The sequence below is a fragment of the Rubrivivax gelatinosus genome (assembly GCF_016583785.1).
Classification (GTDB): domain Bacteria; phylum Pseudomonadota; class Gammaproteobacteria; order Burkholderiales; family Burkholderiaceae_C; genus Rubrivivax; species Rubrivivax gelatinosus_B.
Map to the genome: position 1 here is coordinate 52,756 of NZ_NRRU01000012.1, position 11,971 is coordinate 64,726.

Consider the following 11,971-nt stretch of genomic DNA (forward strand, 5'->3'; position numbering starts at 1 on the left):
GGATAACAGGATGAGCAGTCTGCTGAAGGCTTCGACCGAGGCCACCGTGATCGCGGTGATCGAGGATCTGATCCAGGACTGGGGGCTCGAGCTCGATGGCGGTGTGGGCCCCACGACGCAGCTCGTGGCGAATCTCGAGTTCGCCTCTGTCGACATCATCCAGCTCTGCGTCGCGCTCGAGGAAGCCTATTCCCGGAAACTCGGTTTCCAGAATCTCCTGATGCGTGACGGTAGTTATGTCGGCGATTTGTCCGTGAGTCAGATCGCCGGTTTCATCGAAACCCGTATCGCCGCCGGCGGGGGAACTCCGACGTGACCGTCAAGACGCTTTTCATCGGCATGGATGGTGCCACCTTCACCGTCCTCGACCAGCTCACCTCGGCCGCCGACGGCGCGCCGGTGATGCCGTTTCTCGGCGGCCTGTTCAAGAGCGGCACACGCGCCAAGCTGCGTTCGACGCCGAACCCGCTGACGCCGCCGGCCTGGGTGTCGCTGATGACCGGGCGCAGCCCCGGCCACCACGGCGTCTTCGACTTCATCCGCGCCGAGGAGCGTGGCGAAGACGTGTTCTTCACGCTCTACGACTCGCGTGACTGCCGCGTCGAGACGATCTGGTCGATCGCCAGCCGCCAGGGCAAGAAGGTCGCGGCGCTGAACTTCCCGTTCACCGCGCCGCCGCCCAAGGACCTGAACGGCTTCATGGTCCCGGGCTTCGTGCCCTGGCGCCACCTGCGCCGCAACACGACGCCGGCCGACCTGTACGACCGGCTGAAGGCGATTCCCGAGTTCAGCGCGCAGGAGCTGGCCTGGGACTTCGAGCAGGAAAAGCAGGCGATGGAAAGCCTGTCCGACCACGACCGCGAGAACTGGGTGCGCTACCACCTGCCGCGCGAGAAGCAGTGGTTCCGCATCGCCGAGTACCTGATGCGCGAGGAAGCGCCCGACCTGATGGCGGTGATGTTCGACGGCGTCGACAAGCTGCAGCACCAGGCCTGGCAGTACCTCGACCCCTCGCTGCAAAGCCCGGACGCGAGCGACTTCCACCGCCGCATGCGCGTGCTCTGCCTGGACTACTTCCGCCAGCTCGACAGCTTCATCGAGGCCCTGGTGACCGCCGCCGGCCCCGAGGTGCAGGTCTTCCTGGCCTCGGACCACGGCTTCACCGCGACGACCGAGGTCGTGCGCATCAACACCTACCTCGGCGAGAAGGGCTGGCTGGCGTGGAAGCCGGTGCCCGACACCGAAGAGGGCCGCCGGCGCGAGGACAGCATGTTTGCCCACCTCGACTGGAGCAAGACGGTGGCCTACTGCCGCACGCCGTCGAGCAACGGCATCAACATCCGCGTCGCACGCGAGCCCGGCCAGCCGGGCATCCCGCTGGCCGAGTACGAAGCCACGCGTGAACGCCTGATCCGCGACCTGGAAGCGTTCTGCGACCCCGAGACCGGCGAGCGCATCGTCGCCGAGATCCACAAGCGCGAAGACGTGTTCCCCGGCTCGGCGATGGGCGACGCGCCCGACCTGCAGCTGGTGCTGCGCGACTTCGGCTTCGTCTCGATCAAGAACAAGCTGCCGGCCGTCGAGAAGCGCCCCGAGCCCGCCGGCACGCACCACCCCGACGGCGTCTTCATCGCCTGCGGCCCCGGCATCGCCGGCGGCAAGCAGATCGGCCGCCGCCGCATCATGGACGTCGGCGCGACGCTGCTCTACAGCCTGGGGCTGCCGGTGCCCAGCGACTTCGAAGGCCAGGTGCCCGAGGCGATGTTCAGCGCCGAGCACAAGGCCGCGAACCCGGTCGTCATCGGTGCCGCGACCGCAGGCGCCAAACGCGGCGACGGCGAGGCGATGGCCGACGACGAGAAGGCGCAGATCATGGCCCAGCTGCAGCTGCTGGGCTACATGGAGTAAGCGGATGCCGGTCGCGCTGGTCCGCGGCGCGCGCCTTAACGTGCTGCAGGTCGACGAGCCCCAGCACGGCCACTCGACTGCGCCGCGCGAGGACCTGATCATGGTCCACGGCCTGGCCGCGAACCTGGCGTTCTGGTACATGCCGTACGCCCAGGCCTTCGCCAAGCGGTTCCGCGTCACGCTGTTCGACCTGCGCGGTCACGGCCGCTCCGAAGCCACGCCCGACGGTTACACGCCGCAGGAGCTGGGCCAGGACCTGCTGGGCCTGATGGACGAACTGGGCATCCGGCGCGCGCATCTGGTGGCGCACAGCTTCGGCGGCGTCGTCGCGCTCAATGCCGCCTGCCGCGAGCCCGCGCGCGTGGCCAGCCTGGTGCTGTGCGACACCCACATCTCGGCTGCGCGCCGGCATTCGGTGCCGCGCGACTGGAGCAACCGCGCGCACGTCCAGGCGGTGCTCGACCGCCACGGCCTGGTGCTGGACACGCACGACCCGTATTTCGGCTACCGCCTGCTGACCGAGGTCGCGCACCTGCAGATCCGGCACGAGCCGGTAGGCGAGGACCTGCTCGCGCTCGTCGGCCCCATGCTCGGCCGCAACGGCAAACGCACCGCGGCGCAGTGGGTCAAGCTGATGGACGAAACCGCCGCCGGCACGCAGCTGATGGGCGACGACGGCCTGGACGTGCAGGCGCTGCACCGGCTGCTGTTCCCCATCCTCGCGCTCTACGGCGACCACTCGCAGGCGCGGCTGACCGGCGGCGAGCTGCTGCAGGTCTGGCCGCACGGCGAGTTCCGCCGCGTGCGCGACGCCGGCCACTTCTTCCCGGTGTCCCGGCCCGCCGACGTGATGCACGAATGCGAGCGCTTCTGGCGCGGCGACTACGTGCGCCGGCCGGTCGTGCGTTCGGGCGAAGAACAACGCCGCCACTTCCGCAGCGACCGCGTCTTCAAGGTCGACGGCGCCTGGCATTTCAGCACCCGCGAGCGCGGCCACATCGGCCCCTACGACACGCCCGACGAGGCGCACGAGGCGCTCGCGCGCTACATATCCGACATGGCGGTGACGGTCTGATGGTTCAAGCCAACCGGCTCGGGATCTGGCCCGGGCTCAACCGGCGCGACTTCCGCTGCGTCGCACGCGGCGGCTTCGGCGACGGCAACAACGCCTACGCGCATTCGATGGCCTGGTTCAACGGCCATCTCTACGTCGGCACGACACGCGGCAACTTCCCGTTCATGAAGTCGCGCCTGCCGATCGCGATGGACGTCTGGCCGGTCGAGTGCCCGGAGAACCCCTTCGACCTGGACATGCACGCCGAGATCTGGCGCTACGACCCGCTCACCGACGAGTGGGAACGTGTGTTCAAGGCGCCGACCATCATCGGCACCCACGGCAAGCCGATCCCGCGCGAACTGGGCTTGCGCGGCATGCTGGTGTACTCGGGCCGCGGCGTCGAGGCGCCGGCGCTGTTCGTCAGCACCTGGTCGCCGGCGCGCGGGCCGGGGCCGAATCTGCTGCGCTCGGAAGACGGGCGCAACTTCGAGCCCACCTGCGAACCGGGCCTCACCGGCCTGCCGGTGACGACGATCCGCACGATCACCGAGTTCAAGGGGCGCTTGTTCACGACGCCGGCGGGCTCGCGCGGCGGCAATCCCAACATCTCCGCGCACTCGGTGGTCTACGAGAGCGCCGACCCGACGCACGGCGGCTGGGAGCCGGTCAGCGACTTCGGCTTCGGCGACCCGGGCAACAAGACCATCTTCGAGATGTGCGGCTTCGGCGACCATCTCTACGTCGGCACCTTCAACCTCGAGGGTTACCAGGTCTGGCGCAGCAGCTGCGAGGGCGAGAAGCCCTACGCCTGGGAAAAGGTGCTCGAGCGTGGCGCCGGCCGCGGCAAGTTCAACCAGTGCACGCTGTCCATGCTGCCGTTCAAGGGCGCGCTCTACATCGGCAGCGGCATCCAGGGCGGCGGCATCGACACCGCGAACAAGGTCGGCCCGGCGCCGCCGGAGCTGGTGCGGGTCTGGCCCGACGGCTCCTGGGACCTGCTGATCGGCGACGAACGCGACACGCCGCAGGGCCGCAAGATCCCGCTGTCGGGCTACATGCCCGGCTTCAACAACTTCTTCAACGGCTACTTCTGGCGCATGGTGGAGCACGACGGCTGGCTCTATCTCAGCACCTTCGAGTGGAGCACGCTCGTCGGCTACGCCAACCGCAGCCGCTGGCCCGAGGCTTTCGCCAACGTCATCAACCACGTCGGCGCCCAGGCGATCTTCGAGCACCACTCGGGCTTCGACCTGTTCCGCAGCTTCGACGGCGAGAACTGGGTGCCGGTGACGAACAACGGCTTCGACAACCCGTACAACATGGGGCTGCGCACGCTGGTGTCCTCGCCTTACGGGCTGTTCTGCGGCACAGCCAACCCCTTCGGCCCGAAGATCATGCCGCTGGGCGGCGACCGCTACGTGCCCAACCCGCGCGGCGGCTGCGAGATCCACTTCGCCGCCAACGAGGCCTTGACGCGATGAACCGCGACGCCGGTGGCTGGCTGCGGCGGCGCGAAGCCGCCGAGCCGCCGCCGCATCCGGCGGGCACCCGCGTCGATGCCGACCTCGCCTACGGCCGCTGGCCGGCGCAGCGCCTGGACGTCTATCGCCCGGCGCAGGCGCAGGCGCAGGCGCAGTCGGCGCCGGTGCTGGTGGTCGTGCACGGCGGTGCCTGGATCACCGGCGACAAGCAGCAGCCGCAGGTCGTCGGCCACAAGCTGGCGCACTGGGGCCCCAAGGGCTGGATCGTGGTCGCGATCAACTACCGCCGCCTGCCCTGGGCCGACCCGCGCGAGCAGGCGATCGACGTCGCGCGCGCGCTGGCCTACGTGCAGCGCGAGGCGGCCGGCTGGGGCGGCGACACCGGCCGCATCGTCGTGCTCGGGCATTCGACCGGCGCCCACCTGGCGGCGCTGGTGCTGGCCGACACGGCGCTGGCCGCCGCGGCCGGCTGCGTGGCGCCGGCGGCCGCGGTGCTGGTGGACAGCGCCGCGCTCGACGTCGTCGAGGTGATGGACGGCGCCCACCTGCCGCTGCACGACCGCGCCTTCGGCGACCAGCGTGCGGGCTGGGAGCTGGCCTCGCCCTGGCACCGCGCGGCGACGCTGCAGGCCGCGCCGCCGCCGGTGCTGCTGCTGTGTTCGTCGCTGCGCGAGGACTCGACGCGCCAGTCGGAACGTTTTGCCGCGCGCCTGGTCGAGCGCGGTGGCCGTGCACGCAGCGTCGCGCTGCCGCTGACGCATGCCGAACTGAACGAGCAACTGGGCCAGCCGGGCGAGGCGACGAATCAGGTCGATGCCTTCCTCGCCGAGTGTTTCGCGCCGCCGGCCGCGGCCGCGGGCTAATCCGCGGCGGCCGGCGCCAGGTCCGCTCCTAGAATGGGCTGACGACACACCGACAGGATTGCCCGCATGCCTTCGTCCCGCCGCGCACCGGCCGCCGATGCCAACGCCCCGCCCGGACCGAGGACGCTGAAGAAGTATCCGAACCGGCGTCTCTACGACACCCGCAGCAGCAGCTACATCACGCTGGCCGACGTCAAGCGCATGGTGCTGGCGGGCGAGGAGTTCGAAGTCCGCGACGCCAAGAGCGGCGACGACCTGACGCGCAGCATCCTGCTGCAGATCATCCTCGAGGAAGAGTCGGGCGGCGTGCCGACCTTCAGCACGCCGATGCTCTCTCAGATCATCCGCTTCTACGGCAGCGCGATGCAGGGGCCGATGGGCGCGATGCTCGAGCAGAACCTGCAGGCCTTCGTCGAGATGCAGAAGCAGTTCGTCGGCGGCCAGGCGCCGGTGCTGCAGAACCTGATGGCCGGCTACCTCGACCAATCGCGTGCGGTTTTCGAGGCGATGCAGGACCAGATGGCGGTTTTCGGCCGCTTCCCGCCGGGCAAGCGCTGAGATCTGGCGGGCCGCGTTGCGGCCCGGTGTCTGGCGCGCTTGAGCGGGTCACTTCGCCGCTGTCAGCTGCTTCGCGCCGAGTGCTTTGTCGCGATCGAGGCGCTTCGGCATTTCAGTGGTCGTGCAATGTGGTCGCCTAACGTGGTAACGGGCATACGAGCGAACGATGCCCGCCATTTCACGTCCGACGCATTGCCTTCCTCAAATGCTAAAACTCCCCCTTGCCTCCATTGGTTTCGCAGTGGCTGCCGTCCTTGCGCTTTCTGCATGTGGAACTCCCCAGATGCCGTACGTGCCGCCAACCGAGGGCGCAGTCGCCCAGTTGCGCAGCGGTGTCTATGTCGCCGGCGGTGAAAGTGCTGCCGTGTGGATTCAGCTCGATAGCGACCCGAGCAAGACTTGGTATCCGGTCTTCGATCATCAAGGCCGCGTCGTGAAGCCGGACGGATACGTGAACGTTCGGGCGGGTGAGTGGGTCTTGCTGAACTACAACGAGGCTCTGTCGGCGGGCCGTACTTGCTCGATCCGGGTGAAGCTCATACTGGAGCCTGGCAAGCGCTATTCGCTCGTCGGCGGCGCGACGTTCGAGCCCAGCGTAATTCCATTACTGCACACCAGCCGCGGCTGCGAACTCCGGTTGAAGGACGACAGCGACGGTGGGTTCATGCCGATGTTCGCTCGTTGACGGAAGCCTGGCCGATGGCGGCGTCGACTCGTCGCGCCTGATCCACGGCGGGTCACGGAAGGGGTGATCTGACACCCTGTCCTAGAATGCCGCCCCCGGATCATCAGTCCAGCTGCCAGGCGGAATTGAAATGAAATCAACGACTTACATCGATGCCGCCAGTGCCGAACCGTCCAAGCTCGGCCCCCGTATCGGATTCGCCTCGCTGGGCTGCCCCAAGGCGCTGACCGACTCCGAGCTGATCCTCACCCAGCTCGCCGCCGAGGGCTACCGCACCTCCAGAACCTTCGCCGGCGCCGACCTCGTCATCGTCAACACCTGCGGCTTCATCGACGACGCCGTCAGGGAGAGCCTGGACACGATAGGCGAGGCGCTGGCCGAGAACGGCCGCGTCATCGTCACCGGCTGCCTGGGCGCACGCGCCGGCGAGGCCGGCGGCAACATGGTGCAGCAGGTGCACCCCAAGGTGCTGGCCGTCACTGGCCCGCACGCGACGCAGGAGGTGATGGACGCGGTGCACCGCCACGTGCCCAAGCCGCACGACCCCTTCGTCGACCTGGTGCCCGAGGCGCGCGCCGAGTTCCGCGGCGAGGCCGGCATCAAGCTGACGCCGCGCCACTACGCCTACCTGAAGATCAGCGAAGGCTGCAACCACCGCTGCAGCTTCTGCATCATCCCGACGATGCGCGGCGACCTGGTGTCGCGCCCGGTCGGCGAGGTGCTGAAAGAGGCCCAGGCGCTGTTCGAGAACGGCGTCAAGGAGCTGCTGGTCGTCAGCCAGGACACCGGCGCCTACGGTGTCGACGTGCAGTACCGCACCGGTTTCTGGGACGGCCGGCCGGTGAAGACCCGTTTTGCCGACCTGTGCGAGCAACTGGCGATACTCGCCGAGGCGCACGGCGCCTGGGTGCGGCTGCATTACGTCTACCCGTACCCGCACGTCGATGACGTGCTGCCGCTGATGGCCGAAGGCCGCATCCTGCCGTACCTGGACGTGCCGTTCCAGCACGCGCACCCGGATGTGCTCCGGCGCATGAAGCGCCCGGCCAGCGGCGAACGCAACCTGGAACGCCTGGCGCGCTGGCGCGAGCTGTGCCCGGAGCTGGTGGTGCGCTCGACCTTCATCGCCGGTTTCCCGGGCGAGACCGAAACCGAGTTCGAGACGCTGCTGGACTTCGTGCGCGAAGCCCAGATCGACCGCGCCGGCTGCTTCGCCTATTCGCCGGTGGCGGGTGCTCCGGCCAACGAGCTGCCGGGCGCGCTGCCCGACGCCGTGCGCGAGGAACGCCGCGCGCGTTTCATGGAACTGGCCGAGGCGGTGTCGGTGGCCAAGCTGCAGCGCCGCGTCGGCCAGACGATGCAGGTGCTGGTCGACCACGCGCCGGCGCTGGGGCGCAAGGGCGGCATCGGCCGCAGCTATGCCGACGCGCCCGAGATCGACGGCACGGTGCGCCTGCTGCCGCCGCAGAAGGCTTCGCGCACGCTGAAGGTCGGCGAGTTCACGCGCGTGCGCATCGTCGCCGCCGAAGGCCACGACCTCGTCGCCATGGCCCTGTGATCCCCGAAGCGTCCATGACCACCAAGCTGATCCACCACCCCTACCGGCCGCCGGCCGGATTCGACGCGCCGCAGGTCGGCGTGCACAAGGCCTCGACGGTGCTGTTCCCCGACGTCGCCGCGATGCGTGCACGCGACTGGCGCCATCGCAGCGGCTACACCTACGGCCTGCACGGCACGCCGACCACCTTCACGCTGGAAGAGCGCATCGCGACGCTGGAAGGCGGCACGCACTGCGTGCTGGTGCCCAGCGGGCTGGCGGCGATCGCGCTCGTGAACATGGCGCTGCTGAGGAGCGGCGACGAGATCCTGCTGCCGGACAACGTCTACGGCCCGAGCCGTGAACTGGCGCGGCGCGAACTGGCCGCCTGGGGCATGACCCACAAGCTCTACGATCCGATGGACCCGGCCTCGCTGGCGGCGGCCATAGGCCCGGCGACCAAGCTCGTCTGGCTGGAGGCGCCGGGCTCGGTGACGATGGAGTTCCCGGACCTGCAGGCCCTGGTCGCCGTCTGCCGCGAACGCGGCGTGACGACGGCGCTGGACAACACCTGGGGCGCCGGCATCGCGTTCTGCGGTTTCGATCTCGGCGCCGACATCGTGATGCAGGCGCTGACCAAGTACCCCTCGGGCGGCGGCGACGTGCTGATGGGCTCGGTCGTGACACGCGACGACGCGCTCGCCGAACGCATCCACATGACGCATGGCCGTCTCGGCTACGGCGTCGGCGCCAACGACGCCGAGGCGCTGCTGCGCTCGCTGCCGTCGCTGTCGCTGCGGTATCACGCGGCCGACGCCGCCGGGCGCGAACTGGCGGCCTGGTGCACGACCCGGCCCGAGTTCACGCGTGTGCTGCACCCGGCGCTGCCCGGCGCACCCGGCCACGAACACTGGCAGCGGACCTGCAGCGCCGCGGCCGGGCTGTTCTCGGTCGTCGTCGACGCGCGTTACAGCAGCGCGCAGGTGGCGGCCTTCGTCGACGCGCTGCAGCTCTTCGGCATCGGCTTTTCCTGGGCCGGGCCGATGAGCCTGGCCGTGCCTTACGAGCTGGGCTACATGCGCGAGCAGCCGGCCTACGAGGGCAGCGTGGTGCGCTTCTCGATCGGGCTGGAAGAGGTGGCCGACCTGAAGGCCGACCTCGAGCAGGCGCTCGCGGCGCTGGCACGCTGACGCGCGGCAGCAGGCGAGGGCCGATGACCACGCCTGCGCCGTTGCTCGCACGCTGGCAGGCCGAAGCTTCGTCGGCGCACGAGGCCACCGTGATGCCCGACGGCTGCCGCGACTTGATCCTGCTGCGGCCACGCGCTGCCGCGCCGGTCTGGTTCGTCTCCGATCTGCCGGCCAGCGCCTACGCGGTGCGCAGCGAAGCCGGCGACAGCTTTCTCGGCTTGCGGCTGCGGCCGGCCGCCTGCGTAGCCGAGGCGGCGCTGCTCGCGGCGCTGCAGGCGCACCCCGACAGCGACGAAGCCGACGCGCTGGCGCTGATCGGCGAGCACGTGCGGCTGGACCCGCGGCTGGACGAGGCGCAGCAGGCGCTGGCGGCCGCCGGCGGCGTGCAGCGGGCGGCACGCCAGCTCGGTGTCGGTGAACGCACGCTGGAGCGCCTGCTGCGTGCCTCGACGGGACGTCCGCCGCGTTACTGGCACGGGCTGGCGCGCGCCCGCCGCGCCGCGCGTGCGCTGGTGGCGGCGGTGCCGCTGGCCGAGCTGGCGGCGTTGCACGGTTATGCCGACCAGGCGCACCTGAGCCGCGACCTGCGCGCCTGGTTCGGGCTGGCGCCGGGCGCGCTGCGCCGGCGGCCCGATCTGCTGGTGCTGCTGGACGAGCCCGGTTACGCCTGAATCGGCGTGCAGATCTCGACGCGGAACCCGTCGGGGTCGGCGACGTAGGCCACGGTCTGGCCCCAAGGCATCTGCTGCGGCTCCTGCACCCCGCGCGCGCCGGCGGCCAGCGCCTGCTGCAGCGTCGCGGCGACGTCGTCGGTGGTGAAGGCGATCTCGAAGCAGGGTGCGTCGGCCTGCGGTGCCTGGGCCTGGTGGCCCAGCTGCGCCAGCAGCCGCCGCGACGAGAAGGCGAGCGTGGTCGAGCCGGTGTCGAGCTCGCCGTAGTCGCCGCCTTCGTGCTGGAGCTTCAGCGCCAGGCCGAAGGCCGAGCGGTAGAAGGCCAGGCTGCGGGCGACGTCTTCGACGTAGAGGATGGTGTAGGCAAGCGGCATGACGGGTTGCGGTGTCGTATGGATGGCCCGCAGTCTGGACCCGGCGCCGAGCCGCGTCTTGAAGAAACCCGACAGCGCCCGGCCGTCGCGAGTGAAGTGCCGATCAGTCCTTGGCCGGCCCCGAGACCTTGTGCCGCATCAGCCGGCCCTTCTCGCGTTCCCAGTCGCGCTCCTTCTCGGTGTTGCGCTTGTCGTGCTGGGCCTTGCCTTTGGCGAGTGCGATCTCGGCCTTCACCAGGCCGCCCTTGTAGTGCAGGTTCAGCGGCACGAGCGCGAAACCCTTCTGCTCGACCTTGCCGACGAGACGACGGATCTCGTCCTTCTTCATCAGCAGCTTCTTCGTGCGGTCGGCCTCGGGGCTGACGTGCGTGGACGCCGAGCGCAGCGCGTTGATGCGGCAGCCGATCAGGAAGAGCTCGCCGTCGCGGATCAGCACGTAGCCGTCGGTCAGCTGCACCTGGCCGGCGCGGATGGCCTTGATCTCCCAGCCGGCCAGCACCATGCCGGCTTCGTACTGCTCCTCGATGTGGTACTCGAAGCGGGCGCGGCGGTTTTCTGCGATGTTGGCCATGGAGTCGTCGACGAGGGGCGGCCCCCTACAATGAAGACCATTGTATGAAGCACGTGAAGAAGTCGGTCCTGCTGTGGTACTCCCCGAGGGAGATGTACGACCTGGTGACGGACGTCCCCCGCTACCCGCAGTTCCTGCCCTGGTGCGACCGCGCCGACGTGCTGGAGACGCACGACGACGGCGTCACCGCACGCCTGGGCATGCACTATATGGGGGTGAAACACGCGTTCACCACCCGCAACAGCAACGTGGTGCCGGAGTCGGTGCTGATGAAGCTGGTCGACGGCCCGTTCTCGCTGCTCGAAGGCACCTGGGCCTTCCAGGCGCTCGGCCGCCCGGGCAGCGAGGCTCAGGCCTGCAAGGTCGAGCTCGACCTGCGTTACGCCTTTGCCGGCAAGGCGCTGGAGCTCGTCGTCAGCCCGGTGTTCGACCGCATCGCCAACACCCTGGTCGACTCCTTCGTCAAACGCGCCGAATCGGTCTACGGCCCGCGCTGAACGCCGTGCGTGTCGAACTCGTCTACTGCCCGGCACCGCACCGGGTGGACAGCCAGCCGCTCGAAGTCGCCGACGGCGCGACGCTGGCCGACGCACTGCGCGCCAGCGGCCTGCTCGAGCGCCACGCCCTGAAGCTGGAAACGGTCGAAGCCGGCATCTGGGGCCGCGTGCGGCCGCTGCAGACGCTGTTGCGCGAAGACGACCGCATCGAGCTGTACCGGCCGCTGGTGGTCGACCCTAAGGAAGCGCGCCGGCTGCGTTATCGCGGCGGCCAACCGGGCTGAGCCCGAGCGCGATGGCACGTGCGAGGGCCGAGGACTAGTCCTCAGCTGCAGTCGGAGGCGATGATCTCTTCGGCGCGGCGCGACTCTTCGGCGCGGCCCTTGTCGTCGAGGATCTCGCGTTCACCCTTGTCGTTCAGGCGCGCGATGCGCTGGCCGCTCTGCAGCCCGGCGAGGTGGGAGCGCGCGCGCCGGCAGTTCTCGGCCTTGGCCTGGGCGACGCGCTCCTGCTCCGCCTTGGCCTTGGACTGCTGCTCCTGGTCGGCGGCGCGCGCGCTCCCACCTCGCCGGGCTGCAG

14 protein-coding genes and 1 pseudogene are annotated in these 11,971 nt (G+C 69.7%); 12 read left to right on the forward strand and 3 right to left on the reverse strand.

What is annotated here, in order from left to right; translation table 11 throughout:
* Positions 1–10: 10 nt before the first annotated feature.
* The 10 genes from CKO43_RS04985 (at position 11) to CKO43_RS05030 (ending at position 9,950) form a co-directional block, all read left to right on the forward strand.
* The gene (locus CKO43_RS04985; RefSeq protein WP_200231238.1) at positions 11–316 is read left to right on the forward strand and encodes an acyl carrier protein; all 306 of its coding nucleotides are present in this window, start codon (positions 11–13) and stop codon (positions 314–316) included.
* Positions 313–1,908, forward strand: a complete 1,596-nt coding sequence (locus CKO43_RS04990; RefSeq protein WP_200231239.1) for an alkaline phosphatase family protein — start codon at positions 313–315, stop codon at positions 1,906–1,908. Before CKO43_RS04985 ends, CKO43_RS04990 begins: the two co-directional genes overlap by 4 nt.
* A 4-nt stretch (positions 1,909–1,912) precedes the next feature.
* A complete protein-coding gene (locus CKO43_RS04995; RefSeq protein WP_200378006.1) occupies positions 1,913–2,983 on the forward strand; it encodes an alpha/beta fold hydrolase in 1,071 nt (356 codons plus the stop codon).
* Positions 2,983–4,446, forward strand: coding sequence for a hypothetical protein (locus tag CKO43_RS05000; protein WP_200231241.1), 1,464 nt, complete (start codon positions 2,983–2,985; stop codon positions 4,444–4,446). The genes CKO43_RS04995 and CKO43_RS05000 overlap by 1 nt, the downstream gene beginning before the upstream one ends.
* Positions 4,443–5,309, forward strand: coding sequence for an alpha/beta hydrolase (locus CKO43_RS05005; RefSeq protein ID WP_200378007.1), 867 nt, complete (start codon positions 4,443–4,445; stop codon positions 5,307–5,309). Before CKO43_RS05000 ends, CKO43_RS05005 begins: the two co-directional genes overlap by 4 nt.
* 66 nt (positions 5,310–5,375) lie before the next feature.
* Positions 5,376–5,867 (forward strand): polyhydroxyalkanoate synthesis repressor PhaR, encoded by a 492-nt coding sequence (gene phaR / locus CKO43_RS05010; RefSeq protein ID WP_200231243.1) that lies wholly within the window; start codon positions 5,376–5,378, stop codon positions 5,865–5,867.
* A gap of 166 nt (positions 5,868–6,033) precedes the next feature.
* On the forward strand, positions 6,034–6,552 hold the full coding sequence (locus tag CKO43_RS05015; RefSeq protein ID WP_200378008.1) for a hypothetical protein: 519 nt from the start codon (positions 6,034–6,036) through the stop codon (positions 6,550–6,552).
* A 130-nt stretch (positions 6,553–6,682) separates the two neighbouring features.
* On the forward strand, positions 6,683–8,110 hold the full coding sequence (rimO, locus tag CKO43_RS05020) for a 30S ribosomal protein S12 methylthiotransferase RimO (RefSeq protein ID WP_200378009.1): 1,428 nt from the start codon (positions 6,683–6,685) through the stop codon (positions 8,108–8,110).
* 14 nt (positions 8,111–8,124) lie between these two features.
* Entirely contained in the window at positions 8,125–9,279 is a 1,155-nt protein-coding gene (locus CKO43_RS05025) for a PLP-dependent transferase (RefSeq protein ID WP_200378010.1), read from the forward strand.
* Positions 9,280–9,302: 23 nt separating this feature from the next.
* On the forward strand, positions 9,303–9,950 hold the full coding sequence (locus CKO43_RS05030; RefSeq protein WP_200378011.1) for an AraC family transcriptional regulator: 648 nt from the start codon (positions 9,303–9,305) through the stop codon (positions 9,948–9,950).
* On the opposite strand, the gene CKO43_RS05035 is transcribed toward CKO43_RS05030, so the two are convergent.
* Together CKO43_RS05035 and smpB are read right to left on the reverse strand one after the other, a co-directional pair.
* Positions 9,941–10,324 (reverse strand): VOC family protein, encoded by a 384-nt coding sequence (locus CKO43_RS05035; protein ID WP_200378012.1) that lies wholly within the window; start codon positions 10,322–10,324, stop codon positions 9,941–9,943. The genes CKO43_RS05030 and CKO43_RS05035 overlap by 10 nt on opposite strands.
* 103 nt (positions 10,325–10,427) lie before the next feature.
* Positions 10,428–10,895 carry an SsrA-binding protein SmpB gene (gene smpB, locus CKO43_RS05040; protein WP_200231248.1) on the reverse strand — a complete coding sequence of 156 codons (468 nt, stop codon included), beginning with the start codon at positions 10,893–10,895 and terminating at the stop codon, positions 10,428–10,430.
* Positions 10,896–10,939: 44 nt separating this feature from the next.
* Between smpB and CKO43_RS05045 the strand changes: the two genes are divergently transcribed.
* Positions 10,940–11,392: a type II toxin-antitoxin system RatA family toxin gene (locus CKO43_RS05045; RefSeq protein WP_200231249.1), complete on the forward strand. Its 453-nt coding sequence runs from the start codon at positions 10,940–10,942 to the stop codon at positions 11,390–11,392.
* A 5-nt stretch (positions 11,393–11,397) separates the two neighbouring features.
* Positions 11,398–11,676, forward strand: coding sequence for an RnfH family protein (locus CKO43_RS05050; RefSeq protein ID WP_200378013.1), 279 nt, complete (start codon positions 11,398–11,400; stop codon positions 11,674–11,676).
* Between the two features lie 41 nt (positions 11,677–11,717).
* Here CKO43_RS05050 and CKO43_RS05055 read toward each other — a convergent pair.
* Positions 11,718–11,971, reverse strand: a pseudogene (locus tag CKO43_RS05055) (hypothetical protein); the annotation flags it as partial.